Below are 25,697 nucleotides of genomic sequence, written 5' to 3'. Positions count from 1 at the left end.
TCGGCTGCAGCTTGTCGAGGAAGCGGTTGAACCAGTTCACCAGTTCGCCCAGTTCATCCTTTTTGGTGTAGTTCAGGCGCTGGGTCAGGTCGCCTTCGCCGCTGGCGATGTTCTTCAGCATCTCGGCGACGCTGTTGATCGGCCGGGTCACGCCCGAGGCGGTGAGCCAGATCAGCACCAGGCCGATCAGGCCGGCGATCACGGCCACCGCCAACGCGGTCATCACACCGGTTTGCTGAGCGTCATCAAGCACCGCTTGCAGCTTGACCGAGTCGGCCAGCAGTACTTGTTTCGGCAGGTCGATGACCACGCCCCAGGCCCGGGAATTGCCGATCGGATCGACCGGGTACACGGCGCGGATCAGGTCGCCCTGTTCGAGAATCTTCGGTGTGCCGGCGCTCAGCAATTGCAGGATGTCCTTGCCTTCGGCGCCGAGGGTTTCGGCGATGCCTTTGCCGACCTTGGTCGCGTCGGTGCTGTAGGCGCCCAACACGCCGCTGCCGGAGACAATCAGCATGTGCCCGGCGCCGTTGAACAGTTCACGCTGGGAGCCCACGGCCGCCGCTTGCAGGGCGTCGAGGGCGATATCGATGCCGACCACGCCGATGGCCTTGCCGTCCACCAGCAGCGGCACCGAAATGGTGGTCATGAGCATTTCCTTGGTGCCCACGGTGTCGGCGTACGGGTCGAGCAGGCAGGTGCGCTTGTTGTCGCGAGGGCAGGTGTACCAACTGTTGTAGGGCGTGCCGCTGACGCTGAGGGTGGTCTTGGTCATGTCTTCTTCGACCATGATCGTGTTCAGCGCAGAACCGGCGGCGCGGCTCCAGTAGGTGGCGAAGCGCCCGGCTTCGTTGGACTGGCGCGCCGCGTCGTTGACGAACTCGCTGTCCTTGCCGTCCAGGCCGTTGGGTTCGAAGGCCAGCCAGATACCCAGCACCTTGCTGTTGCGCTCGAACGCGGTTTTCAGGCTCAGGTTCAACTCTTCACGCAAGGCCCCGGCGTCCAGCGAACGCTTGGCGGCCATGACGCGCATGTCCTTGATCTGGTCGGCCAGAGCAGTGATCACCAGCAGGCTCTCGCCGAAGGTTTTCTGCACCTGCACCGCCTGTTCGGCCGCCTTGGCCTGCAGCAGGTTCTGCACGCTGGCGGTGAGCATCTTGCTGCTCGAATCGCTGACCAGTTCGTCGTTCTGGTTGGTCTGGTAGATGTTGATGCCGACGATCAGCGCAACCACGCCGAGCAGGCAGAGCCCGGACAGCAGGACGATTTTCAGGCGAATGGACAGGGAGTCGAACATGGAGTGTTCTCGCGAATGAATGAACTATTGGCTACGGGGCACGGAGTTGCCCGATTCGCCAAATCCATTCAGCGCCATTCATTGCTCATCGGCGCGGGGCGAGGGTGCATGAGGCGTATGCCGACGAACGGTCACGGCAAAACGTTTGCGCGGGCAAAAGCCCTGAAAAGAAGGGAAAAATCAGGAAATCTTCGGCAGCGATTCCGGGCGCGACCAGATCCACAGGTTACCCAGGGTCATGCCGGCAATCGCCAGATAGACCGGCCAGCCGTGATCGAGCACCACCAGCATCAGGGTGGCGCACAGCAGCATGCTGACGGTGGCACTTACCTTGGCCTTGCGGGCGATGATCTTGCCGTTGCGCCAGTTGCTCAGGATCGGCCCGAACAGCCGATGGTTTTCCAGCCAGGCACTCAGGCGCGGCGAACTGCGGGTCGCGGCCCAGGCGGCGAGCAGGATGAACTCGGTGGTCGGCAGGCCGGGGACGACGATGGCGATCAGGCCGATGCCGAGGCTGACGTAGGCGAGCAGGCCGAACAGCAGGCGGGCGAGTCGGGAGGAGGCGGGTTGGGGCATGGGCTCAGCGAGTGGCTTATGAGACAGGGCAGGAATCTTACAGACTTACGCAATTCCTTGTGGGAGCTGGCTTGCCGGCTCCCACAGGATTTTACAGTGTGGCCAGTATCAGGCCGGTTCGGCTTCCGTGGCGTAAGCCTGTTCCAGCAGCACGGTGAAGCGGTTGAATGCGTCGATCGCGCCTTGCTCCACTTCGGCTTCTTCTTCGGCACTGAATTGCAGCGAATCGAGGGTGCGCACGAAGCTCTTCCAGCCTTCGGCGCGACCGCCTTCAGGCTCGCCCAGATGACGGGCGCCGAAGTTTTCGCTCAGTTCCAGCGCGACGGCGCGTTTGATCAGGAACGCAGCGCCGAGCTTGGAACCTTCGGAGACGAAGATCCAACCCAGGGCGCGGGCCTTGCTCGGGTTTTTCACCGCGCCGGCCACCGGGGCAGGCACTTCGGTGTCGAGGTCGGCAAGGTCGGCCTTGGCCGCTTCGGCACGGCAGCGGGCCGGCAGGTCAGGGACGATGGCAGTCAGTTCGGCATCGTTGTACAGCGAGACCAGTTCCGACTGGAACAGGTACTGCGCGACCACGAAACGGGCGAAATTGGCGCGAGTCTCGAACGGCGCATGGGCTTTCACCAGCGCATCGAGCTTGCTGTGCGGCTCGTGAGTGATCTGGTTCAGGCGTTGCGAACGCAGGGCTTTTTCCGGGGTGCTCATGAGATGTCCTTGATAAATGAGGCGCTTGATAACGAGACGAACGGGCAAGCGCCGGACAGTAAAAAAACCTCACGGCGCGACAATGCACGCACCGTGAGGTCATCCGGATCAGATATCCCAGACCAGATTGATCGCGAAGTTGCGACCCGGCTGGGTCAGGCGATCGAGGTTGGCCGGTTGTGTCACCGACGCTTCGCCGACGCTGTCGTAACCGCGCACGTCATCCCACAACCAGTACTTCTTGTCGGTCAGGTTGTAGATGCCGCCGCTGACGGTGACGTCGTCGGTGACCTTGTAGTAGCCGGCCAGATCGAGAATGCCGAAGCCCGGGGATTTGAATTGACTGCTGACACCGTCCGGCGACTTGAAGTTGGTGTCGTCGACGCGATCCTTTTTCTTCACCACGGTCCAGCTCAGCAGGCCGCCGTAGTTGTCCTGGTCATAACCCAGACCGAATACGCCGGTCAGCGGATTGACGCTGTTCAACGGCTCGCCGTTGTCGTTGTTGCGTCCGTAGGCGTAGGAGATCGAACCCTGGGTGTACAGACCTTGCGGCGCACCGAAGGAATCCAGGTTCAGGCGACCTTTGACTTCGGCACCCTTGATGGTGGCGTGCTTGATGTTGCTGGACTGGAAGGTCAGCTCGCTGTAGCCCGGGGTGACGGCGTCTTCGTTGATGAAGTCGCGGTACTTGTTATAGAACACCGCCACGTCGAACGAGCCTTGCTCGAAGTTGCCGCGCAGACCGGTTTCATAGCTTTTGCTCTTTTCCGGTTCAAGGTTCGGGTTCGGCGCCACGTTGTAGCCGGTGGTGCTGTTCTCGAAGCGGCCGTACAACGCTTTCGCGGTCGGGGTGCGGAAGCCTTCGGCGTACTGGCCGTACCAGGTGTAGTTGTCGGTCAGGGCGTAGGTCAGGCCGAATTTCGGCGAGACTTTATGCCAGGTCTTGTTTTCGTCGCTGACCGTGCCTTTGCCGTCGGCGGCCACGGTGTTGAGGAACTCCTGAGTGATGTGCGGCTTGAGCTGGGTGTAGTCGTAGCGCAGGCCCGGCAGGAAGGTCCATTTGTTCCAGCTGATCTGATCCTGGGCGAACAGGCTGTAGGTATTGATGGTCGGGTCCGGGAAGTCGCTGGACTTCTTCAGCACGTCAGCCGCACTGGTGGCGCCGATGGCGGTGCAGCCGCGACCGACCGCCAGGCACTTGCCGTCGCCGCTGCGCGAACCAGTGACTTTCTGCTGTTTGATCGTGGTGCCGTAGGTCAGCACGTGATCGGTGTCACCGATGGCGAATGCCTTGTCCAGTTGCGCATCGAACACCCATTGTTTTTCCTCGTAGATCGTGTCGCGGGTACGCAGCACTTTACGGGTCATCGGATAGTAAAACTCGTCGGTGCTCTGGTCGGTCTTGGCGGTCTGGTGATTGAGGCTCCACTTCACGTTGTCCGCCAGCAGGCTGTTCAACTCGAAGCTGTGTTCCAGGCCGAAACGCTCACGGGTGACGGTGTCGTTGCCGGTGCGCCACTGGTACATGCCGCCGGGCAAAACGCTGTTCGGAATGGTCGGGGCGCCGTTGAAGTACGGCCCGCCGTAGGCGCTTTTCTGATCGGTGTCGCGATCATCCTTGTACTTTTCGTAGGTCAGGCCCAGGCGCGAACCTTCGCTGTAGTTCCAGCCGATCTTGGCCAGCACGTTGGAGGCTTTCACGTCTTCCGGGTTGGCGGCAGTGCGCTCAAGACCGGTGCCGTTGTTGCTGCCGTAGGAATCGGTTTCATGACCGTCGCGCTGGCTGTAGTGCAGCAAACCGTCGAACTGCTCAGCGCGACCGGCAACGGTGGCGGATTTCAGCCAGCTGTCGTCGGCGGAGCTGTAGCCGGTTTTCAGGCGGGCGCCGACGTCTTGGCCTGGCTTGATGATGTCGTTCGGGTCGAGGGTGAAGTAGCTGACCGCGCCGCCGATGGCGTTGCTGCCGTACAGCACCGAGGCTGGGCCACGGAGGATTTCCACGCGTTTGACGATTTCCGGGTCGACGTAGTTGCGCTGGGTCTTGGCGTACGGGCCGTTGAAGAAACCGTCCGGCACTTCGACACCGTCGACCTGGGTCAGGATGCGGTCACCGTCGATGCCGCGAATGTTGTAGCCGCTGATACCGCCGCGCTGACCGGCGCCGCCCACGGAGACGCCCGGCTCGTAGCGCACCAGATCCTTGATGGTGTTGACGTTGTTGCGGTCCAGATCTTGGCGGGTCTGCACGGTGACGGTGGCCGGCACGCTGTTGACCGATTGTTCCTGACGGGTGGCGCTAATGGTCACCTGGTCGAGGTTGAGCGCGCCGCTGTTGTTGCGTTTTTCCAGCACGACGTTGTTGTTGCTCAGCTTGCGGAAGCTCAGGTTGGTCCCCACCAACAGTCGCTCCAGGGCTTTTTCCGGTGGCAGCGAACCGCGCACGCCCGGCGACGACACGCCTTTACCCAGTTCGGCCGGCAAACCGACCTGCCAGCCGGTGACGGCGGTGAACGCGTTGAGCGCCGACACCAGCGGTTGCTGGCTGATGGCGAACGAGTAATCGCCCATGTTGCGTGCCGGTTGCTCGGTGGCGGCCATCAGTGGCGCGGTGCCGGCCATCAGAATGGCGGCGGTCAGCAACGACAGCACGCGGGAAGGGGAAGAAGTCTGGCGGGTAAGGCGTGAGGACATCGATAGCGCTCCGTGTCGCACGAATCTTTATAGGTGCTGATTCACGTCCGAAGATGCGAATCAATTGCATTGGCTATAACGAGACGAACGAGCTTCTGCTATCGAGTAAAAATAATTCTCATTTAGTTCAGAATCACCAGCGCCGGGAATTCCTGAAGCTTGGCCGAGGTGATGTGAGCGAGCGAGCGCACCACGTCCAGCGGCTGGTCGAGACGGTAATTGCCGGTGACGGCGACGTCGGCCAGGTGTTCGTTGGTGTTGATGATGAAACCCGGGTAGTAGCGGCGTAGTTCCGCCAGCACCTGGTTCAACGGGCAGTTTTCGAAGATCAACCGACCCTGCACCCACGCCAGATCGGTAGCGGCGTCGACCTTGGCCGGGCGGTCGAAACCATTGGGGCCGATGCGGATGCTTTCCCCGGCGGACAGCCGCACCCGGGCATCGTCACGGGTCGCACGCAGATCGACATCACCGCGCTGCACCCGAACCTGCGCCACGCCATCCAGATAACGCACGGCGAACGCGGTGTCGCGCACGCTGGCTTTCACCGGCCCGGCGTCGATTTCCAGTGGCTGGGTGCGGCTGGCCGGGATCTCGAAAAACGCTTCACCCTGATACAGCCGCGCAACCCGCTGGCGATCATTGATCGTGCTGGAGAAGGCGGAATTGGTGTTGAGCAGGACTTTCGAGCCGTCCTCCAGCTGCAAACGTTGCCGCTCGCCGACCACGGTCAGGTGATCGGCCTGCAGACGCATCGGCAGGTTGCTGAAACTGAACAGACCGAGAATCAGCACCGCAGCGGTGGCCAGCGGTTTCCAGTGCGGGCGCAGGCGTGTGAGGACGGTGACTTTCTTCGGTCTGGCCGCGAGGTCTTGCGCGCACTGGGCGATCTGCGGGCCATCCCAGATCGCCTGGGCCTTGGCGAATGCCTGGGCGTTCAACGGATCGGCCGCCAGCCAGGCATGAAACTGCCGGGTCTGCTCCTCGTCCGGGCTGCCGAGCACGATGAGCCAGTCCAGAGCCTGGTCCATTGCGTTGGCGGCGTCCTGCGCCGTGTCGGGCGAAGGAGGGCGGTGGGTGTCCGTCACGGTGTTTCCTCGGCAGTGTCTGTGCACGGCTGTTTTTTTAGTGAAGCGTAAAAGTCGGGCAAGGGTAACAAAGCCCGATGATCAGTGCAGTCGATCCTGGCACTTAGAGAAAAAACCTACAGCATCAGTCGCCATTCAGGCGCTCGGCGACACCGATGCAAATGGTCATGATCAATTTGAGTTCTTTCTGCACCGTGCTGAGAGAGACGCTGAGTTCTTCGGCGATTTCCTGATAGCTGTGCCCGTGCAGGCGGCTGAGGATGAAGATTTGCTGCTGACGGGGGCTGAGTTCACCGAGGCTCACGTTCAAGCGCTCCAGCAATTGTTCGGCGTGGGCGGCGTCTTCGGCGCTGCTGGCGGGGGCGGCAACGCTGTGTACCACGTCCTGCGGCACGTCGTCGACCATGGTGCGTGAGTGAATCTTGCGCGCACGCAAGTGATCCAGCGCCAGGTTGCGCGCGGTCTGGAAGACAAAGGGTTCAAGGTGATCGATGGCCCGTTCGCTCAGCGCCCGCGTGACGCGCAGGTAGGTTTCCTGCAACAGGTCTTCGGCGGTGCTGTGGTTGTTGACCATGCGTTCCAGCGTTCGCAGCAATGAAGTGCGCTGGGCGAGGAAAACGTGATTGAACTGCGACTGACTCACGGGAGGACCTGATCCATTTCGAGCGAATGATAATGCTTATCATCCGCCCGAGTGGTCAAGTGTTGATTTGTCAAAGGTTGGTAAAGCCACGACCCGCCTTAAAATCGGCAGCAGCGGTTTTATTCCGCGTTACACAGCGCCAGGCAGTTATCGAGCATGCGGTTGGAGAAGCCCCACTCGTTGTCGTACCAGGCCAGCACTTTCAGCAGTTTGCCGCTGGATTTGGTGTGGTTGGCGTCGAAGATCGACGACAGCGGATTGTGGTTGAAGTCACTCGATACCAGCGGCAGGGTGTTGTAGCCGAGGATTTTCGAGTGCTGGCTCGCGGCTTTCATCAGTGCGTTCACTTCATCGGCCGAGGCTTCGCGTTTCAACTGAACCGTCAGGTCAACCAGCGATACGTTGATCACCGGCACGCGCACGGCCATGCCGGTCAGCTTGCCCGCCAGTTCCGGCAGCACCAGGCCCACGGCTTCGGCGGCGCCGGTCTTGCTCGGGATCATGTTCTGCGTGGCGGAACGGGCGCGGTACGGGTCGGTGTGATAGACGTCGGTCAGGTTCTGGTCGTTGGTGTAGGCGTGAATCGTGGTCATCAGACCGCTTTCGATGCCCAGTTCGCGGTGCAGCACCTGGGCCACCGGGGCCAGGCAGTTGGTGGTGCACGAGGCGTTGGAAATGATCTGGTGCGACTGGCGCAGGATGTCGTGGTTCACGCCATAAACGACGGTGGCATCAGCGCCTTTCGCCGGGGCCGAGATGATGACTTTGCGCGCACCGGCAGTAATATGCGCGGCGGCTTTGGCCCGGTCGGTGAACAGACCGGTGCATTCGAAGACCACATCAATCTTTTCCGCAGCCCATGGCAGCTCGGCCGGGTTGCGGATCGCGCTGACCGAAATACGGTCACCGTTGACGGTCAGACTCTCGTTGTCATGCGCAACTTCGGCATCGAACGTGCCGTGAACGGTATCGTATTTGAGCAAGTGCGCATTGATCGCGCTGTCGCCCAGATCGTTGATGGCGACGATCTGCAAATCCTGTCGATAGCCTTGGGTATACAGTGCGCGCAGGACATTACGGCCGATGCGGCCAAAACCATTGATTGCGATTCGAAGAGTCATTGAACAGCGCCGCCGTCGTTTTGTTGTTGGAATTACAAGATTATTCGCATAAAAATAGAAAACAAGCCTTTTTAGTGGCAATATTTTGTTTTATCTACAACGAGTGACCTGAATCAACTGGTCCGAATGGTCAAGGAAACCGCCCGTCATCCCACACGTGCGGGCGCTTTGGTCAGCATAGACAATCAGGTCGCCACATCCGTTAGCCTGGAGTTCTACACATGCATCCCCGCGTTCTTGAGGTCACCGAACGGCTTATCGCCCGCAGCCGCGCCACGCGTCAGGCTTACCTTGCGCTCATTCGCGGCGCCGCAACCGACGGGCCGATGCGCGGCAAACTGCAATGCGCCAACTTCGCCCACGGCGTGGCCGGGTGTGGCAGCGAAGACAAGCACAGTCTGCGGATGATGAACTCGGCGAACATCGCGATTGTTTCGTCTTATAACGACATGCTTTCGGCGCACCAGCCGTACGAAGTCTTCCCGGAGCAGATCAAGAACGCCTTGCGCGAAATCGGTTCGGTCGGCCAGTTCGCCGGCGGTACGCCTGCGATGTGCGACGGCGTGACCCAGGGCGAGCCGGGCATGGAACTGAGCCTGCCGAGCCGCGAAGTGATCGCGATGTCGACGGCGGTGGCGCTGTCCCACAACATGTTCGACGGCGCGCTGATGCTCGGCATCTGCGACAAGATTGTGCCGGGGCTGATGATGGGTTCGTTGCGTTTCGGTCACTTGCCGACGATTTTCGTGCCGGGCGGGCCGATGGTCTCGGGGATTTCCAACAAGGAAAAAGCCGACGTGCGGCAGAAGTACGCCGAAGGCAAGGCGACCCGCGAAGAGCTGCTGGAATCGGAAATGAAGTCCTACCACAGCCCGGGCACCTGCACCTTCTACGGCACCGCCAACACCAACCAGTTGCTGATGGAGGTCATGGGCCTGCACTTGCCGGGCGCGTCCTTCGTCAACCCGAACACGCCCCTGCGCGAGGCCCTGACCCGCGAAGCCGCGCATCAGGTCACGCGCCTGACCAAACAGAACGGCAACTTCCTGCCGATCGGCGAAATCGTCGACGAGAAGGCGCTGGTCAACTCGATCGTCGCGCTGCACGCCACCGGCGGTTCGACCAACCACACCCTGCACATGCCGGCCATCGCCATGGCGGCGGGCATTCAACTGACCTGGCAGGACATGGCCGACCTCTCCGAAGTCGTGCCGACCCTGAGCCACGTCTATCCGAACGGCAAGGCTGACATCAACCACTTCCAGGCGGCGGGCGGGATGTCGTTCCTGATCCGCGAACTGCTGGAAGCGGGCCTGCTGCACGAAGACGTCAACACCGTGCTCGGCCACGGTTTGAACCAGTACACCAAGGAGCCGTTCCTCGATAACGGCAAACTGGTGTGGCGCGAAGGCCCGACCGACAGCCTCGACGAAAACATCCTGCGTCCGGTGGCTCGTGCGTTCTCGGCAGAGGGCGGCTTGCGGGTGATGGAAGGCAATCTCGGTCGTGGCGTGATGAAAGTGTCTGCCGTGGCGCTGGAAAACCAGATCGTCGAAGCACCGGCCATGGTGTTCCAGGATCAACAGGACCTGGCCGACGCTTTCAAGGCCGGTTTGCTGGAGAAGGATTTTGTCGCGGTGATGCGCTTTCAGGGCCCGCGTTCCAACGGCATGCCGGAACTGCACAAGATGACGCCGTTCCTCGGTGTGCTGCAGGATCGCGGCTTCAAGGTCGCGCTGGTGACGGACGGGCGGATGTCCGGCGCGTCGGGGAAAATCCCGGCGGCGATCCACGTCAGCCCGGAGGCTTATGTCGGCGGCGCTTTGGCTCGCGTGCAAGAGGGCGATATCATCCGCGTCGACGGCGTCAAAGGCACCCTGGAACTCAAGGTGGACGCCGCCGAATTTGCAGCGCGCGAACCCGCCAAAGGCCTGTTGGGCAACAACATCGGCAGCGGCCGCGAACTGTTTGGCTTCATGCGTTTGGCCTTCAGCTCGGCAGAGCAGGGCGCCAGCGCCTTCACTTCTGCCCTGGAGACGCTTAATTGAAACTGGCTTTGGTCGGTGACATCGGAGGCACCAACGCGCGGTTCGCGTTGTGGAAAGATCAGCAGCTCGAATCGGTGCAGGTGCTGGCCACGGCCGACCATGCCAGCCCGGAAGAGGCGATCAGCCTCTACCTGAGCGGGCTCGGCCTGGCACCGGGCGCCATCGGTTCGGTGTGCCTGTCGGTGGCGGGTCCCGTGAGCGGCGATGAATTCAAGTTCACCAACAACCACTGGCGCCTGAGCCGCAAGGCGTTCTGCCAGGCGTTACAGGTCGAGCAGTTATTGCTGATCAACGACTTCTCCGCCATGGCACTGGGCATGACCCGTTTGCAGCCCGGCGAATTCCGCGTGGTCTGCGAAGGCGAGCCGGAACCGTTGCGTCCGGCGGTGGTGATCGGTCCGGGCACCGGGTTGGGCGTCGGCACTTTGCTCGATCTGGGCGAAGGCCGGTTTGCCGCGTTGCCGGGAGAGGGCGGTCACGTCGATCTGCCGCTGAGCAGCCCGCGTGAAACCCAGCTCTGGCAACACATCCACAACGAAATCGGCCACGTCAGCGCGGAAACCGCGTTGAGCGGCGGCGGCCTGCCTCGGGTATACCGGGCGATCTGCGCGGTGGATGGTTATGAACCGAAACTCGACACACCGGAAGCGATCACCGCAGCCGGCCTTGCCGGTGACCCGATTGCCCTGGAAGTGCTGGAGCAGTTCTGCTGCTGGCTCGGTCGCGTGGCCGGCAACAACGTGCTGACCACCGGTGGTCGTGGTGGGGTGTACATCGTTGGCGGCGTGATTCCGCGCTTTGCCGATTTCTTCCTCGAAAGCGGTTTCGCCCGCAGCTTCGCCGACAAGGGCTGCATGAGCGATTACTTCAAGGGGATTCCGGTGTGGCTGGTGACGGCACCGTACTCGGGTCTGGTCGGTGCAGGAGTGGCGCTCGAACAATCCGGTAAATGAACATTCCCACGCCGAGCGTGGGAACCATCGGCACATCAGGCATAATCCGCCCAATTCCAACAACAAGGATGCCTTCGAAGTGAGTTCAGTCAACAAGTCGATTTTGTTGGTCGATGACGACCAGGAGATACGCGAGTTGCTGGAAACCTACCTGACCCGCGCGGGTTTTCAGGTACGGGCCACGGCCGACGGTGCCAGTTTCCGCCAGGCGCTGAACGAGGCGCCGAGTGATCTGGTGATCCTTGATGTGATGCTGCCCGATGAAGACGGCTTCAGCCTGTGCCGCTGGGTGCGCCAGCATCCGCGTCAGGCCCAGGTGCCGATCATCATGCTCACCGCCAGTTCCGACGAGGCCGATCGGGTGATCGGTCTGGAGCTGGGCGCCGACGACTACCTCGGCAAACCTTTCAGCCCCCGCGAACTGCAAGCCCGGATCAAAGCCCTGTTGCGCCGTGCCCAGTTCGGCCAGGAACGCAGCGGCAGCGAAGTGCTGGCCTTCGACGAGTGGCGACTGGACATGGTCAGCCATCGGCTGTTTCACACCGACGGCGAGGAAGTGATTCTGTCCGGCGCCGACTTCGCCTTGCTCAAGCTGTTCCTTGATCACCCCCAGGAAATCCTCGACCGCGACACCATCGGCAACGCCACCCGTGGCCGCGACCTGATGCCCCTCGATCGTATCGTCGACATGGCCGTCAGCCGCTTGCGCCAGCGTCTGCGCGATACCGAAAAACCGCCACGGCTGATCCGCACCGTGCGCGGCAGCGGCTACCAACTGGCAGCCAATGTGGTTGCCGGCAATGGTCACTGAGTTCCTGCGCAACACCGCGCGCAAAGTGCCGATGCCCCGTTCGCTGCTCGGGCGGATGCTGCTGCTGACGTTGCTGGCGGTGTTGTTCGCCCAGACCTTGTCCAGCGTGATCTGGGTTTCTCAGTTGCGCGCGACCCAGCTCGAAGGCCTGGTCACCAGCGCCCGCAGCCTCGCCCATTCGATGACCGCCAGCGTCAGTTATTTCCGCTCGTTGCCGGTGGCTTACCGGCCTTTGGTGCTCGATCAGTTGCGCAGCATGGGCGGCACCCGATTTGTGGTAACGCTGAATGACAAACCGCTGGGCATGGAAGTGCTGCCGGTGACGCCGCGCAAGGCGGCGGTGCTTCAAGCGGTGGATGAGGTGCTGCGTCAGTCGTTGGGTCAGGACACCGACATTCTGGTGACCTTCGTCAGCCCCGATGACCTGCGTATCTTCAACGCCGGGTTGAAACTCGACGAGTTGCCACGCTCCTGGGCGCACTACGCGCTGACCCTGGAACCGGTGAATCCGCCGGTGCTGGTGACCCAGATCCAGTTGGCGCCGGGTGAATGGCTGTACATCGCCTCGCTGTTGCCCGAGCCCTACACCAGTCTTGAAGAGCAGGGCCTGCCGACCCAGCAGGTGTGGTTCATCGTATTCACCAGCGGATTTCTGTTGCTGTTCATCGGTCTGCTGGTGCACTGGCAGAGCCGGCCGCTCAAGCGCCTGGCGCGGGCGGCGCGGGACTTGTCGCTGGGCGCCGATGTCGAGCCGGTGGCCGAGGGGGGCGGCAGCGAAGTCGTGGAAGTGGGCCGCGCCTTCAACACCATGCGCGAGCGCATCAGCCGTTACCTGACCGAGCGCAGCCAGTTGTTCAGCGCGATTTCCCATGACCTGCGCACGCCGATCACCCGTCTGCGTCTGCGGGTCGAACTGCTGGAAGACGAACAGCTGCAAACCAAGTTCGGCCGCGACCTGGATGAGCTGGAGCTGCTGGTCAAAGGCGCGCTGCAATGCGTGAAAGACACCGACATCCACGAAAACATCGAGCCGGTGGATCTGAACCATGTGCTCGACTGCCTGGTGGAGCCGTATCTGGCGCCCAACGGCAATGGTCGCGTGACCCAGCAAGGGCGGGCGCTGGCGGCGTATCCGGGCAAGCCATTGGCGCTCAAGCGCTGCATCGGCAACCTGATCGACAATGCGTTGAAGTACGGGCAGAACGCTCATCTGCATATCGATGACGACGAGAGTGCGTTTGTCCTGCACGTTGATGACGAAGGGCCGGGCGTACCGGAGCAGCGGCTGGAGCAGGTGTTCGAACCGCACTTCCGGCTGGCGGGGCAGCAGCAGGGGTATGGGCTGGGGTTGGGGATTGCCCGCAACATTGCCCATAGCCATGGCGGTGAAGTGACGTTGCAGAATCTGCGTGAGGGTGGATTGCGTGTGACCCTGCAATTGCCGCGTTCGGCGGATTGATCCGAATGTCACCGGCTGGTGACAAAACCTGCCCCCTTCGTTACAAGCCAACCCCGGCCCGTTGTTTAGACTGCCCGCAGTCATAACAACAAAAAAGGCCTTCCATGGATCACTTCAATCCGGGCTTCAGCAGTTGGCTGAATGCCCCTGCCCACCAGCAATGGCTCGCCGACGAAGGCCTGCGCCTGCTGGCGTTCGCCAAGGCTTCGCGACTGCCCGAAGGCTTCGGCAATCTCGATGAGCGCGGCCAGCTCCAGGCCGGCGCGCAAGCCGAAACCATGAACACCGCGCGCATGACCCACAGCTTCGCCATGGCCCACATTCAGGGCCTGCCGGGTTTCGCCGAGCTGGTTGATCATGGCATTCAGGCATTGCGCGGCCCCTTGCGCGATGCGCTGCATGGTGGCTGGTTCGCCGTCGCCGAGCACCGCGACGACAACACCGGCAAGAACGCTTATCTGCATGCTTTCGTGGCCCTCGCGGCCAGTTCCGCCGTGGTCGCCCAGCGTCCCGGCGCGAAGGCATTGCTGGATGACGCCATCGACATCATCGACACCTATTTCTGGAGCGAAGAAGAGGACGCCCTGCGCGAATTTTTCAATCGTGACTGGAGTGAAGAAGAAGCCTATCGCGGCGCCAACAGCAACATGCACGCCACCGAAGCGTTCCTCGCGCTGGCCGATGTCACCGAAGACCCGCGCTGGCTGGTGCGTGCGCAACGCATCGTCGAGCGGGTGATTCACGGTCACGCCGCTGCCAACGACTATCTGGTGATTGAGCATTTCGACCGAAACTGGCAGCCGCTGCGTGAATACAACCATGACAATCCCGCCGACGGATTTCGCCCCTACGGCACCACGCCGGGCCACGGTTTCGAGTGGGCGCGGCTGTTGCTGCACCTCGAAGCGGCGCGGGTCCAGGCCGGTATGCTTACGCCGGGCTGGCTGGCCACCGATGCGCAAAAGCTGTTCGAGAACAACTGCCGGCATGGCTGGGACGTCGATGGCGCCCCGGGCATCGTCTACACCCTCGATTGGGACAACAAGGCCGTGGTGCGCCATCGCCTGCACTGGACCCACGCCGAAGCCAGCGCCGCCGCCAGTGCCTTGCTCAAACGCACCGGCGATGCGCAGTACGAATCCTGGTACCGGCTATTCTGGGAATTCTGCGAAGCGAATTTCATCGACCGCTGCGACGGCAGCTGGCATCACGAACTCGATCCGCAGAACCGTCCAAGCGCCGATATCTGGGCGGGTAAACCGGATCTGTATCACGCCTGGCAGGCGGTGCTGATCCCGCGTCTGCCGCTGGCGCCGAGCATGGCGACTGCGCTGGCACAGTTGTCCCGGCCCATTCCTGTGTAACCATGCGGTGACATTTGCGCGTCCCTTCGTTACCTGCGAGGGGAAACGTCCTGTTTAAACTCGTGTGCAGCGCAAGCACCAGACTTGCATGCATAACAACAAGAAAGGTACATCTCAGATGAATGCGATTTCTCGCCTCGCTACTGTCATTTCTGTCGCCTCCCTGTTCCCGCTCGCTGTGCTGCCCCTGAGTGTTTCCGCTGCCGAATCCAAAGGTTCGGTGGAAGTCGTGCATTGGTGGACGTCCGGTGGCGAAAAAGCCGCCGTCGATGTGCTCAAGGCACAAGTGGAAAAAGACGGTTTCACCTGGAAAGACGGCGCTGTCGCCGGTGGTGGCGGTGCGACTGCCATGACCGTGCTGAAAAGCCGTGCGGTAGCTGGCAACCCGCCTGGCGTGGCCCAGATCAAAGGCCCGGACATCCAGGAATGGGCGTCCACCGGTCTGCTCGACACCGACGTGCTGAAGGACGTTTCCAAGTCCGAGAAGTGGGACAGCCTGCTCGACAAGAAAGTCTCCGATACCGTGAAGTACGACGGTGATTACGTGGCCGTGCCGGTGAACATTCACCGTGTGAACTGGCTGTGGATCAACCCGGAAGTCTTCAAGAAAGCCGGTATCGCCAAAGCCCCGACCACCCTCGAAGAATTCTACGCCGCCGGCGACAAGCTGAAGGCTGCGGGCTTCATCCCGCTGGCCCACGGCGGTCAGCCTTGGCAGGACAGTACCGTGTTCGAAGCGGTCGTGCTGTCGGTGATGGGCGTTGATGGCTACAAGAAAGCCCTGGTCGACCTGGACAACGCTGCCCTGACCGGCCCGGAAATGGTCAAGGCCCTGACCGAGCTGAAGAAAGTCGCGACCTACATGGACGTCGACGGCAAAGGCCAGGACTGGAACCTCGAAGCGGCCAAGGTCATCAACGGCAAGGCCGGCATGCAAATTATGGGTGACTGGGCCAAGTCCGAATGGACTGCTGCCAAGAAAGTCGCCGGCAAGGACTACGAGTGCGTAGCCTTCCCGGGCACCGACAAGGCGTTCACCTACAACATCGACTCGCTGGCCGTGTTCAAGCAGAAGGACGCGGGCACCGCGGCCGGTCAGCAGGACATCGCCAAGGTCGTGCTGGGTGAAAACTTCCAGAAAGTCTTCAGCATCAACAAGGGCTCGATCCCGGTGCGTAACGACATGCTCGCCGACATGGGCAAGTACGGTTTCGACTCCTGCGCCCAGACCGCTGCCAAGGACTTCCTGGCAGACGCCAAGACCGGCGGCCTGCAGCCGAGCATGGCGCACAACATGGCGACCACGCTGGCCGTACAGGGTGCGTTCTTCGATGTCGTGACCAACTTCATCAACGACCCGAAAGCCGACCCGGCCGATGCTGCGAAGAAACTCGGCACCGCCGTCAAGGCTGCCAAGTAATACCGGCGTAGAGCAGCTGCCAGCTTCAAGTCGCGCATCGGCTTGAGGCTGGCAGCTTGCAGCGGTCCTTCATCTTTTTTACTGGATCTTCCCATGAGTTCTGTTGCTGTGTTCAGCAAGGCCTCGCCGTTCGACGCATTGCAGCGCTGGCTACCGAAACTGGTGCTGGCGCCGAGCATGTTCATCGTTCTGGTGGGCTTCTATGGCTATATCCTCTGGACGTTTGTCCTGTCGTTCACCACGTCGACCTTCCTGCCGAACTACAAGTGGGCAGGGCTGGCGCAATACGCGCGGCTGTTCGACAACGACCGCTGGTGGGTGGCGAGCAAGAACCTGGCCGTGTTCGGCGGCATGTTCATCGCTATCACTCTGGTGATCGGGGTGACGCTGGCGATTTTCCTCGACCAGAAAATCCGTCGCGAAGGCTTTATCCGCACCATTTACCTGTACCCGATGGCGCTCTCGATGATCGTCACCGGTACCGCATGGAAATGGCTGCTCAACCCGGGCATGGGCCTGGACAAATTGCTGCGGGACTGGGGCTGGGAAGGCTTCCGTCTCGACTGGCTGATCGACCCGGATCGCGTGGTGTATTGCCTGGTGATCGCGGCGGTCTGGCAAGCTTCGGGCTTCATCATGGCGATGTTCCTCGCCGGTCTGCGTGGCGTTGATCAATCGATCATCCGTGCCGCACAGATCGACGGCGCGAGCATGCCGCGCATCTACTGGAAAGTGGTGCTGCCAAGCCTGCGTCCGGTGTTCTTCAGTGCGGTGATGATCCTCGCGCACATCGCGATCAAGAGCTTCGACCTGGTGGCGGCCATGACGGCCGGCGGCCCGGGTTATTCCTCCGATTTGCCGGCGATGTTCATGTACTCGTTCACGTTCAGCCGTGGACAGATGGGCATGGGCTCGGCCAGTGCGATTCTTATGCTCGGTGCGATCCTAGCGATCATCGTGCCTTACCTGTACTCCGAGCTGAGGACCAAGCGTCATGACTAGTCTCGCCTCCAAACCGGCCATCAGCCTGAGTCGCATCGCGATCTACGCGGTGCTGATCCTCGCGGTCCTGCTATATCTGGTACCGCTGGTGGTCATGCTGCTGACCAGCTTCAAAACCCCGGAAGACATTTCCACCGGCAACCTGCTGAGCTGGCCGACCGTGGTCAGCGGCATCGGCTGGGTGAAAGCCTGGGCCACTGTTGACGGCTACTTCTGGAACTCGATCAAGATCACCGTTCCGGCCGTGATCATCTCCACCGCCATCGGTGCGTTGAACGGTTATGTGCTGTCGTTCTGGCGCTTCAAAGGGTCACAGCTGTTCTTCGGTCTGCTGCTGTTCGGCTGCTTCCTGCCGTTCCAGACCGTGTTGCTGCCGGCGTCGTTCACCCTCGGCAAGATGGGCCTGGCGAGCACCACCACCGGCCTGGTGTTCGTGCACGTGGTCTACGGCCTGGCGTTCACCACGCTGTTTTTCCGTAACTACTACGTGAGCATTCCGGATGCGCTGATCAAGGCCGCACGCCTGGACGGCGCGGGGTTCTTCACCATCTTCCGCCGGATCATCCTGCCGATGTCCACCCCGATCATCATGGTCTGCCTGATCTGGCAGTTCACCCAGATCTGGAACGACTTCCTGTTCGGTGTGGTGTTCTCCAGCGGTGATTCGCAACCGATCACGGTGGCGCTGAACAACCTGGTCAACACCAGCACCGGGGCCAAGGAATACAACGTGGACATGGCGGCGGCGATGATCGCCGGGCTGCCGACCCTGCTGGTCTATGTGGTCGCAGGCAAGTATTTCGTGCGCGGGCTGACGGCCGGCGCAGTCAAGGGGTAATCATGGCTACGCTCGAACTTCGCAATGTAAACAAGACCTACGGTGCCGGCCTGCCGGACACCCTGAAGAACATCGAACTGTCGATCAAGGACGGTGAGTTCCTGATCCTCGTCGGGCCTTCGGGCTGCGGCAAGTCGACCCTGATGAACTGCATCGCCGGCCTGGAAACCATCACCGGCGGCGCGATCATGATCGGTGACCAGGACGTCAGCGGCATGAGCCCGAAAGACCGCGACATCGCGATGGTGTTCCAGTCCTACGCGCTGTACCCGACCATGAGCGTGCGCGAGAACATCGAGTTCGGTCTGAAGATCCGCAAGATGAGCCAGTCGGCCATCGACGAAGAAGTCGCCCGCGTGGCCAAGCTGCTGCAGATCGAGCACCTGCTCAATCGCAAGCCGGGCCAGCTCTCCGGTGGCCAGCAACAGCGCGTGGCGATGGGCCGTGCCCTGGCGCGTCGTCCGAAGATCTATCTGTTCGACGAACCGCTGTCCAACCTCGATGCCAAGTTGCGCGTCGAGATGCGCACCGAAATGAAACTGATGCACCAGCGCCTGAAAACCACCACGGTCTACGTGACCCACGACCAGATCGAAGCGATGACCCTGGGCGATAAAGTGGCGGTGATGAAGGACGGGATCATCCAGCAGTTCGGTACGCCGAAAGAGATCTACAACGACCCGGCCAACCTGTTCGTCGCGAGCTTCATCGGTTCGCCGCCGATGAACTTCATCCCGCTGCGCCTGCAACGCAAGGACGGCCGTCTGGTGGCGCTGCTCGACAGCGGCCAGGCCCGTTGCGAGCTGCCGATGGCGATGCAGGACGCCGGTCTTGAAGATCGCGAAGTGATCCTCGGCCTGCGTCCGGAGCAGATCGCTCTGGCGAACGGCGAGGGCAACGGCCTGCCGAGCATCAAGGCTGAAGTGCAGGTCACCGAGCCGACCGGTCCGGACACCCTGGTGTTCGTCAACCTCAACGACACCAAGGTCTGCTGCCGTCTGGCGCCGGATGTGGCGCCGCAGGTGGGCGAAACCCTGACCCTGCAATTCGATCCGTCGAAAGTGCTGCTGTTCGACGCCAAGAGCGGCGAGCGCCTGGGGGTTGCCGGTCTGCCGAAGACTGAAGCGCACAGCGCCAACGTTGCTCAGTTCAAAGGTCGGTAAGAAATCAATGTGGGAGTGAGCCTGCAACAGGCTCATTTCTGCAGGGGATGTAAACCGCGTTGGAAAAAAACAGTTAATAACAATAAAGACGAGGATGTAGGGATGAAAAAGAAACACGTCAATGCCCGGTTGATCTGCCAAGTGTCAGCCGCGGCCGCATTGGTCATGGCCGGCAATGCCATGGCCGCCGATGCATTCAGCTCCGATTCCAAGTGGATGACGGGCGACTGGGGTGGCGAGCGGACCAAGCTGATCGAGCAAGGCATCGACATCAAGGCCGACTACGTTGGGGAAATGGGCGCCAACCTGCATGGCGGCTACAACGACGACAAGACCGGCCGCTACAGCGACCAGTTCGGTCTGGGCGTGGCGCTGGACCTGCAAAAACTCTGGGGCTGGGACAACACTCAGGCCAAGATCCAACTGACCAACCGTAACGGTCAGAACATTTCCAACGACCGCGTTGGCGACCCGCGTGCCGGCACCTTGTCTTCCTCGCAGGAAGTCTACGGTCGTGGCCACATGGTGCGTCTGACTCAACTGTGGATTCAGCACCAGTTCTTCGACAACAAGCTCGACGTCAAGGCCGGTTACTTCGGTGAAGGCGAAGACTTCAACACCTTCCCGTGCGAATTCCAGAACCTGGCGTTCTGCGGCTCGCAAGTCGGTAACTGGGCGACCAACATCTGGTACAACTGGCCCGTCAGCCAGGCCGCGATCCGTGTGAAGTACAACATCAACGACGAGCTCTACGCGCAGATCGGTGCGTACAACCAGAACCCGTCGCAGCTGGAACACGGCAACGGCTTCAAGCTCAGCGGCAGCGGCACCGCCGGTACGGTGCTGCCGGTCGAGCTGGTCTGGTCGCCGAAGGTCAACAGCCTGCCGGGCGAATACCGCGTCGGTTACTACAAGAGCACGGCTGATGCCGCCGACGTCCGTGAAGACATCAACGGCAACGACGCAGCAACCACCGGCAATGCCTACCGCACCCACAGCAGCAAGCACGGCTACTGGTTCGTTGCGCAACAACAACTCACCAGCCACAACGGCGACGCTTCCCGTGGTCTGAACATCGCGGCCAACGCCACGTTCCACGACAAGGACACCAACTTCATCGACAACTACCAGTCGGTGATGTTTGTCTACAAAGGCCCGTTCGACGCCCGTCCGAAGGATGACGTCGGCATCGGCGCGGCGCGTATCCACGTCAACGACGACGTGAAGAAAAACGCCGAGCTGTTGAACGCCTCCAACGGTGTTTCGGACTACGACAATCCGGTGTTCTCGCCGATTCGCGAGACCGAATACAACTACGAGATCAACTACGGCTTCCACGTTACCAACTGGCTGACCGTGCGTCCTAACCTGCAATACATCACTCACCCGGGTGGCGTGGATCAAGTGGACAACGCTTTGGTCGCTGGCCTGAAAATTCAGTCTACGTTCTAACGCGTCTGCGATAAGCTCCTCTCTATGTGCGCATATTTGCGGACAGCCCAGGCTGTCCGCTTTTTTTTGGAAAGGGGTGTCGCAGCCCATGAAAGTTGAATCTGGAACCGTGGCCCATGCATGAGCATCCGCTGCAACGCTTCTTCAAATCCTTGCGTGAACGACCGGTGTTCGCCTGGGAGCGCTATCAGATGCGCGATGTGCTGGTGATCGACCATCCGCTGTGTCAGGCGGTGTTCAGTCGTCAGGGTGCGCAGTTGCTGCACTTTCAACCGCGCGGGCAAAAACCGTGGCTGTGGTGCGCGGCGAAGTGGCCGCACGTCGGCGCAATCCGTGGCGGTGTGCCGGTTTGCTGGCCGTGGTATGGCCGCCATCCGAGCGAAAACGCGTGGCCGTCCCACGGCTGGGCGCGACTGCTGGATTGGAAACTGCTCGACAGCAGCACCGCCGATGACGGCGTGCGCCTGCACTGGCAATTGCAGCTGTGCGACTGGCAGGTGGACCTGCACGCGCACCTGGGCGAACGCATGGAATTACGCCTGAGCACCGAGCATCAGGACGACATGCCGTGCCAGCTGAGCCAGGCTTTGCACGCTTACTGGCGTATTGGCGATGTGAGTGAGATAGCGCTGTCTGGGCTCGAAGGGGCGCAGGGTTACGACCAGTTGAACCGTGAAGTCTGTCAGCAGGAAGGCGAGTTGCGGGTCGACGGCGGCTGTCAGCGCGTGTTCCAGCACGACGGCGAATTACAGCTCAAGGATCACGCCTGGCAGCGCGAGCTGTGCATCGATACCGGTGACAGCGCGGACACGGTGGTCTGGCATCCGGGGGCGCGGCCGTTGCTGGGCGTGACCTGGGATGAAATCTCGGAATTTGTCTGTGTTGAAGCGGCGGCGGGGGGCACCGACAGCCTGCATCTGGCACCGGGGGAGAAGGCGCATTTGAGTTTGCAGGCGTGGGCTGCTGCTTAGTCATTACTCCCACGCGCTAGCGTGGGAGTAATCAGCGCGAACTAGTTGAACTCGTCACCCACCGGATACCGGCTCGCATTCAAGCTCTCTTTGATCTTGCGCAGATGCGGCTGAAAATCCACCCCGCGACGCAAGGTCATCCCCGTCGCCAGCACATCCAGCACCGTCAACTGAATGATCCGCGAAGTCATCGGCATATAGATGTCGGTGTCTTCCGGCAGCGGAATATTCAGACTCAGGGTGCTGGCCTTGGCCAGTGGCGAGTTCTCGGCGGTCAGGCCCAGTACCGAAGCGCCGTTCTCCCGGGCGATGCGCGCCACTTCCACCAGCTCGCGGGTGCGGCCGGTGTAGGAAATGATCACGAACAGCTCGCCGGTGTGCGCCACTGAAGCAATCATGCGTTGCATCAGCACATCGGCGTGGGCGGTGACGGCCAGGTTGAAGCGGAAGAACTTGTGCTGGGCATCCAGCGCCACCGGGGCCGAGGCGCCGAGGCCGAAGAAGTGGATCTGCCGGGCCTGGATCAACAGGTCGACGGCGCGGCTGATCAGGTTCGGGTCCAGTGCCTGGCAAGCGCTGTCCAGAGATGCGATCGCACTGCCGAAAATCTTCTGCGTGTAAGCCTCGGGATTGTCGTCGGCCTCCACTGCGCGGCTGACATAGGCCGCGCCGCTGGCCAGACTCTGGGCCAGTTGCAACTTGAGTTCGGGGTAGCCGCTGACGCCGAACGAACGGCAGAAACGGTTGACCGTCGGTTCACTGACCGACGCCGCTTGGGCGAGGGCGGCGATACTGAAGCGGGTGGCCTGCTGCGGGTTGAGCAGGATCACTTCGGCGACTTTGCGTTCGGCCTTGTTCAGCTCTTCAAGGCGACTCTGGATCTGTTCCAGTAAATTTCGCACGCGGTCCATAAGAATTCCTAGATTCACCGGCGCCGATAAGCGCGCGGCTATGCAAATTGGGCCTTTGATGTGGCCCGTGACGGTGGCCTATCCTACTGATGGCTCCGACCGACCACCACTCGGAATCTGTATTTTGCGAAAATGTTGTGGTTATTACTACATTTTCCCTTGAGTGATGCCTTGAAAAAAGGTATTTGTAGCTTAACTTGATAAAAGAACAAACATCATGCCTTCGATTACGGTAGAACCGTGCACCTTCGCCTTGTTCGGCGCTCTGGGCGATCTGGCCCTGCGCAAGCTGTTTCCTGCCCTTTATCACCTGGATGGCGCCGGCCTGCTGCACGAGGACACGCGTATTATCGCGCTGGCCCGTGAAGAAGGCACCGAGCAGCAGCACATGGCATTCATTGCTGCCGAACTGCGCCGCTATGTGGGCAAGGAACTGGACGAGGCCGTGGCCGAGCGCTTTCTCGCACGCCTGACCTACCTGCACGTCGACTTCCTCAAGGCTGAAGATTACGCGGCGCTGGCCGAACTGGCCGGGACCAAACAACGCATGATTGCCTACTTCGCCACCCCGGCGGCGGTGTACGGCGCGATCTGCGAGAACCTGGCGAAAGTCGGTCTGGCGGAAAACACCCGCGTGGTGCTGGAAAAACCGATCGGCTCGGACCTCGAGTCCTCGCGCAAGGTCAACGACGCCGTGGCGCAGTTCTTCCCGGAGAACCGTACCTACCGCATCGACCACTACCTGGGCAAAGAGACGGTACAGAACCTGATCGCCCTGCGTTTCGCCAACAGCCTGTTCGAAACCCAGTGGAACCAGCATTACATCTCCCACGTGGAAATCACCGTGGCCGAGAAGGTTGGCATCGAAGGCCGCTGGGGCTATTTCGACAAGGCCGGCCAGCTGCGCGACATGATCCAGAACCACCTGCTGCAACTGCTTTGCCTGATCGCCATGGACCCGCCGGCCGACCTGTCCGCCGACAGCATCCGTGATGAAAAGGTAAAGGTACTCAAGGCCCTGGCGCCGATCAGCCCGGAAGGCCTGACCACTCAGGTAGTGCGCGGTCAGTACATTGCCGGCCACAGCGAAGGCAAATCCGTACCGGGCTACCTGGAAGAGCCGAACTCCAACACCCAGAGCGACACCGAAACCTTCGTCGCCCTGCGTGCCGACATCCGCAACTGGCGCTGGGCCGGCGTGCCTTTCTACCTGCGTACCGGCAAGCGCATGCCGCAGAAACTGTCGCAGATCGTCATTCACTTCAAGGAACCGTCGCACTACATCTTCGCCCCGGAGCAGCGCCTGCAGATCAGCAACAAACTGATCATCCGCCTGCAACCGGACGAAGGCATTTCCCTGCGGGTGATGACCAAGGATCAAGGCCTGGACAAGGGCATGCAGCTGCGCAGCGGCCCGTTGCAACTGAATTTCTCCGACACCTGGCGCAGCGCGCGGATCCCCGACGCCTACGAGCGGTTGTTGCTGGAAGTGATGAACGGCAATCAGAACCTGTTTGTCCGTAAAGATGAAATCGAAGCCGCGTGGAAATGGTGTGACCAGTTGATCGCCGGGTGGAAAAAATCCGGTGACGCGCCCAAGCCGTATGCGGCCGGGTCGTGGGGGCCGATGAGCTCCATTGCATTGATCACGCGGGACGGGAGGTCGTGGTATGGCGATATCTGATGTGAAACTGCCCGCGGGCGTGAGTGCCCGTGAATTCAAGAGCCCGGTATTGCTCGCCGAAGGCCTGGCGCTGAATGTCGCCAAGCAGTTGAGCGACGCACTGGCGGCGCGCGGCAACGCGGTGCTGGTGGTGTCCGGTGGTCGCAGCCCGGTGGCGTTTTTCCAGCACCTGGCCAAGCAGGAACTGGACTGGTCGAAGGTCGTCGTGACACTGGCCGACGAACGCTGGGTACCGGTCGAACACGCCGACAGCAACGCCGGGCTGCTCAAGCAGTATCTACTCAAGGGCCCGGCGGCCAAGGCGCAGTTCCTCAGCCTTTACAGCGCGGCGGCCAACGTCGAGCAGGCGGCGGAGCAGGCCGATCGTTTGCTCGCCGAGTTGCCGCCCATCGACGTGCTGGTGCTGGGCATGGGCGATGACGGCCACACCGCGTCGCTGTTCCCGGACAGCCCGAACCTGGCTGAAGCCCTGCAAGCCGATGGTACCCGTCGCTGCTGGCCGATGCTGGCGCCGAGCGTGCCGCGTCAACGCCTGACCATGAGCCGGGCGCTGCTGGCTTCGGCGAAGCACAAGATTCTGTCGATTTCCGGTCAGTCGAAACTGACCACCCTGAATGCCGCACTGGCATCCAACGACGTCGCCGCCATGCCGGTTCGCGCGTTTCTGCAACCTACGTTAGAGATTTACTGGTGCCCATGAGCCAAGGAACAGCCGCTATGACAACCCCATCCCCGACCGTTTCCATGGCGGACAAAGTTGCCCTGATCGACAGCCTCTGCGCCAAGGCGCGGATCCTGCCGGTGATCACCATCGCCCGTGAACAGGACGTGCTGCCGCTGGCCGACGCCCTGGCCGCCGGTGGTCTGACTGCGCTGGAAGTGACCCTGCGTTCGCAGTTCGGCCTCAAGGCGATCCAGATCCTGCGCGAACAGCGTCCGGAGCTGGTGACCGGTGCCGGCACCGTACTCGACCGCAACATGCTGGCTGCGGCCGAAGCGGCCGGTTCGCAATTCATCGTCACCCCGGGCATCACCCGTGACCTGCTGGAAGCCAGCGTTGAAAGCCCGATCCCGCTGCTGCCGGGCATCAGCAACGCCTCCGGCATCATGGAAGGCTATGGCCTGGGTTATCGCCGTTTCAAACTGTTCCCGGCTGAAGTCAGCGGCGGCGTCGCAGCCATCAAGGCCCTCGGCGGCCCGTTCGGCGAAGTGAAATTCTGCCCGACCGGCGGCGTGGGCCCGGCCAACATCAAGAGCTACATGGCGCTGAAAAACGTCATGTGCGTGGGCGGTAGCTGGATGCTCGATCCGGAGTGGATCAAGAACGGCGACTGGGCCCGCATTCAGGAATGCACCGCCGAGGCTTTGGCGCTGCTGGACTGATCGCTTCACCCGACACTTCGTTGTGTGTTCTACGGCTTTAACGGTGCGCTTGGTCGGTGCACCGTTTTTTTTTGCCCGCCAAAACCTTCGTTATCTCGCGATACATAGTTACCG

Annotated in this window: 21 protein-coding genes and 1 pseudogene; 14 read left to right on the top strand and 8 right to left on the bottom strand. The window is 61.4% G+C overall.

The features are described 5' to 3' along the window. Positions 1-16 precede the first annotated feature (16 nt). The 7 genes and pseudogenes from M5B44_RS29020 to gap all read right to left on the bottom strand — a co-directional run. Positions 17-1,024: pseudogene (locus M5B44_RS29020) on the bottom strand (HAMP domain-containing protein); the annotation flags it as partial. 453 nt (positions 1,025-1,477) lie between these two features. After that, positions 1,478-1,873 (bottom strand): YbaN family protein, encoded by a 396-nt coding sequence (locus tag M5B44_RS11075; protein WP_085709643.1) that lies wholly within the window; start codon positions 1,871-1,873, stop codon positions 1,478-1,480. Between the two features lie 108 nt (positions 1,874-1,981). Continuing rightward, positions 1,982-2,578 (bottom strand): biliverdin-producing heme oxygenase, encoded by a 597-nt coding sequence (locus M5B44_RS11070; protein ID WP_248739181.1) that lies wholly within the window; start codon positions 2,576-2,578, stop codon positions 1,982-1,984. A 108-nt stretch (positions 2,579-2,686) separates the two neighbouring features. Next, the gene (locus tag M5B44_RS11065; protein WP_248739180.1) at positions 2,687-5,272 is read right to left on the bottom strand and encodes a TonB-dependent receptor; all 2,586 of its coding nucleotides are present in this window, start codon (positions 5,270-5,272) and stop codon (positions 2,687-2,689) included. Positions 5,273-5,394: 122 nt separating this feature from the next. Next, positions 5,395-6,360 (bottom strand): FecR family protein, encoded by a 966-nt coding sequence (locus M5B44_RS11060; protein WP_248739179.1) that lies wholly within the window; start codon positions 6,358-6,360, stop codon positions 5,395-5,397. Between the two features lie 124 nt (positions 6,361-6,484). Beyond that, entirely contained in the window at positions 6,485-7,003 is a 519-nt protein-coding gene (locus M5B44_RS11055) for an RNA polymerase sigma factor (protein WP_085709647.1), read from the bottom strand. Between the two features lie 119 nt (positions 7,004-7,122). Further along, positions 7,123-8,124, bottom strand: coding sequence for a type I glyceraldehyde-3-phosphate dehydrogenase (gene gap / locus M5B44_RS11050; protein ID WP_085709648.1), 1,002 nt, complete (start codon positions 8,122-8,124; stop codon positions 7,123-7,125). Between the two features lie 221 nt (positions 8,125-8,345). Here gap and edd point away from each other — a divergent pair, with 221 nt between their 5' ends. The 11 genes from edd to M5B44_RS10995 all read left to right on the top strand — a co-directional run bounded on the left by edd (position 8,346) and on the right by M5B44_RS10995 (position 21,605). Next, positions 8,346-10,172: a phosphogluconate dehydratase gene (gene edd, locus M5B44_RS11045; protein WP_248739178.1), complete on the top strand. Its 1,827-nt coding sequence runs from the start codon at positions 8,346-8,348 to the stop codon at positions 10,170-10,172. After that, the gene (locus M5B44_RS11040) at positions 10,169-11,125 is read left to right on the top strand and encodes a glucokinase (protein ID WP_248739177.1); all 957 of its coding nucleotides are present in this window, start codon (positions 10,169-10,171) and stop codon (positions 11,123-11,125) included. The genes edd and M5B44_RS11040 overlap by 4 nt, the downstream gene beginning before the upstream one ends. A 79-nt stretch (positions 11,126-11,204) precedes the next feature. Next, positions 11,205-11,936: a response regulator gene (locus M5B44_RS11035; protein WP_025112821.1), complete on the top strand. Its 732-nt coding sequence runs from the start codon at positions 11,205-11,207 to the stop codon at positions 11,934-11,936. A 31-nt stretch (positions 11,937-11,967) separates the two neighbouring features. Then, positions 11,968-13,395 carry an ATP-binding protein gene (locus tag M5B44_RS11030; RefSeq protein ID WP_162803532.1) on the top strand — a complete coding sequence of 476 codons (1,428 nt, stop codon included), beginning with the start codon at positions 11,968-11,970 and terminating at the stop codon, positions 13,393-13,395. 104 nt (positions 13,396-13,499) lie between these two features. Further along, complete coding sequence (locus M5B44_RS11025; protein ID WP_248739176.1) at positions 13,500-14,759, top strand: AGE family epimerase/isomerase; 1,260 nt, start codon at positions 13,500-13,502, stop codon at positions 14,757-14,759. 118 nt (positions 14,760-14,877) lie between these two features. Beyond that, positions 14,878-16,179 (top strand): ABC transporter substrate-binding protein, encoded by a 1,302-nt coding sequence (locus M5B44_RS11020; protein ID WP_085709652.1) that lies wholly within the window; start codon positions 14,878-14,880, stop codon positions 16,177-16,179. A 93-nt stretch (positions 16,180-16,272) separates the two neighbouring features. Continuing rightward, positions 16,273-17,181, top strand: coding sequence for a carbohydrate ABC transporter permease (locus M5B44_RS11015; RefSeq protein ID WP_085709653.1), 909 nt, complete (start codon positions 16,273-16,275; stop codon positions 17,179-17,181). Continuing rightward, positions 17,174-18,019, top strand: a complete 846-nt coding sequence (locus M5B44_RS11010; RefSeq protein ID WP_085709654.1) for a carbohydrate ABC transporter permease — start codon at positions 17,174-17,176, stop codon at positions 18,017-18,019. The genes M5B44_RS11015 and M5B44_RS11010 overlap by 8 nt, the downstream gene beginning before the upstream one ends. 2 nt (positions 18,020-18,021) lie before the next feature. Further along, positions 18,022-19,182 (top strand): ABC transporter ATP-binding protein, encoded by a 1,161-nt coding sequence (locus tag M5B44_RS11005; protein WP_085709655.1) that lies wholly within the window; start codon positions 18,022-18,024, stop codon positions 19,180-19,182. 102 nt (positions 19,183-19,284) lie between these two features. Further along, on the top strand, positions 19,285-20,634 hold the full coding sequence (locus tag M5B44_RS11000; RefSeq protein WP_085709656.1) for a carbohydrate porin: 1,350 nt from the start codon (positions 19,285-19,287) through the stop codon (positions 20,632-20,634). 116 nt (positions 20,635-20,750) lie between these two features. Then, on the top strand, positions 20,751-21,605 hold the full coding sequence (locus M5B44_RS10995; protein ID WP_119427879.1) for a D-hexose-6-phosphate mutarotase: 855 nt from the start codon (positions 20,751-20,753) through the stop codon (positions 21,603-21,605). 41 nt (positions 21,606-21,646) lie between these two features. Here the strand turns inward: M5B44_RS10995 and M5B44_RS10990 are convergent, their stop codons facing one another. Then, the gene (locus tag M5B44_RS10990; RefSeq protein WP_169842436.1) at positions 21,647-22,507 is read right to left on the bottom strand and encodes a MurR/RpiR family transcriptional regulator; all 861 of its coding nucleotides are present in this window, start codon (positions 22,505-22,507) and stop codon (positions 21,647-21,649) included. Positions 22,508-22,733: 226 nt separating this feature from the next. Between M5B44_RS10990 and zwf the strand changes: the two genes are divergently transcribed. Genes zwf through M5B44_RS10975 form a run of 3 tightly spaced genes read left to right on the top strand, consistent with a single transcriptional unit; the run spans position 22,734 to position 25,583 of the window. After that, a complete protein-coding gene (zwf, locus tag M5B44_RS10985) occupies positions 22,734-24,200 on the top strand; it encodes a glucose-6-phosphate dehydrogenase (RefSeq protein WP_085709658.1) in 1,467 nt (488 codons plus the stop codon). Further along, positions 24,187-24,900 carry a 6-phosphogluconolactonase gene (gene pgl / locus M5B44_RS10980; protein ID WP_248739175.1) on the top strand — a complete coding sequence of 238 codons (714 nt, stop codon included), beginning with the start codon at positions 24,187-24,189 and terminating at the stop codon, positions 24,898-24,900. Before zwf ends, pgl begins: the two co-directional genes overlap by 14 nt. A gap of 17 nt (positions 24,901-24,917) precedes the next feature. Continuing rightward, a complete protein-coding gene (locus M5B44_RS10975; RefSeq protein ID WP_011335602.1) occupies positions 24,918-25,583 on the top strand; it encodes a bifunctional 4-hydroxy-2-oxoglutarate aldolase/2-dehydro-3-deoxy-phosphogluconate aldolase in 666 nt (221 codons plus the stop codon). Positions 25,584-25,697: the final 114 nt, after the last annotated feature.

Origin of the sequence: Pseudomonas sp. MWU12-2029 (assembly GCF_023242425.1) — a bacterium.
Lineage (GTDB): Bacteria > Pseudomonadota > Gammaproteobacteria > Pseudomonadales > Pseudomonadaceae > Aquipseudomonas > Aquipseudomonas kribbensis.
The sequence above is the reverse complement of the archived record's forward strand: the minus strand, read 5'-3'. Positions and strand labels throughout refer to the sequence as shown.

Coding starts and splice junctions, on each gene's coding strand:
- M5B44_RS11075 (WP_085709643.1), bottom strand. CDS start 1,873: ATGCCCCAACCCGCCTCCTCCCGACTCGCCCGCCTGCTGTTCGGCCTG.
- M5B44_RS11070 (WP_248739181.1), bottom strand. CDS start 2,578: ATGAGCACCCCGGAAAAAGCCCTGCGTTCGCAACGCCTGAACCAGATC.
- M5B44_RS11065 (WP_248739180.1), bottom strand. CDS start 5,272: ATGTCCTCACGCCTTACCCGCCAGACTTCTTCCCCTTCCCGCGTGCTG.
- gap (WP_085709648.1), bottom strand. CDS start 8,124: ATGACTCTTCGAATCGCAATCAATGGTTTTGGCCGCATCGGCCGTAAT.
- edd (WP_248739178.1), top strand. CDS start 8,346: ATGCATCCCCGCGTTCTTGAGGTCACCGAACGGCTTATCGCCCGCAGC.
- M5B44_RS11030 (WP_162803532.1), top strand. CDS start 11,968: ATGCCCCGTTCGCTGCTCGGGCGGATGCTGCTGCTGACGTTGCTGGCG.
- M5B44_RS11025 (WP_248739176.1), top strand. CDS start 13,500: ATGGATCACTTCAATCCGGGCTTCAGCAGTTGGCTGAATGCCCCTGCC.
- M5B44_RS11020 (WP_085709652.1), top strand. CDS start 14,878: ATGAATGCGATTTCTCGCCTCGCTACTGTCATTTCTGTCGCCTCCCTG.
- M5B44_RS11015 (WP_085709653.1), top strand. CDS start 16,273: ATGAGTTCTGTTGCTGTGTTCAGCAAGGCCTCGCCGTTCGACGCATTG.
- M5B44_RS11010 (WP_085709654.1), top strand. CDS start 17,174: ATGACTAGTCTCGCCTCCAAACCGGCCATCAGCCTGAGTCGCATCGCG.
- M5B44_RS11005 (WP_085709655.1), top strand. CDS start 18,022: ATGGCTACGCTCGAACTTCGCAATGTAAACAAGACCTACGGTGCCGGC.
- M5B44_RS11000 (WP_085709656.1), top strand. CDS start 19,285: ATGAAAAAGAAACACGTCAATGCCCGGTTGATCTGCCAAGTGTCAGCC.
- M5B44_RS10995 (WP_119427879.1), top strand. CDS start 20,751: ATGCATGAGCATCCGCTGCAACGCTTCTTCAAATCCTTGCGTGAACGA.
- zwf (WP_085709658.1), top strand. CDS start 22,734: ATGCCTTCGATTACGGTAGAACCGTGCACCTTCGCCTTGTTCGGCGCT.
- pgl (WP_248739175.1), top strand. CDS start 24,187: ATGGCGATATCTGATGTGAAACTGCCCGCGGGCGTGAGTGCCCGTGAA.
- M5B44_RS10975 (WP_011335602.1), top strand. CDS start 24,918: ATGACAACCCCATCCCCGACCGTTTCCATGGCGGACAAAGTTGCCCTG.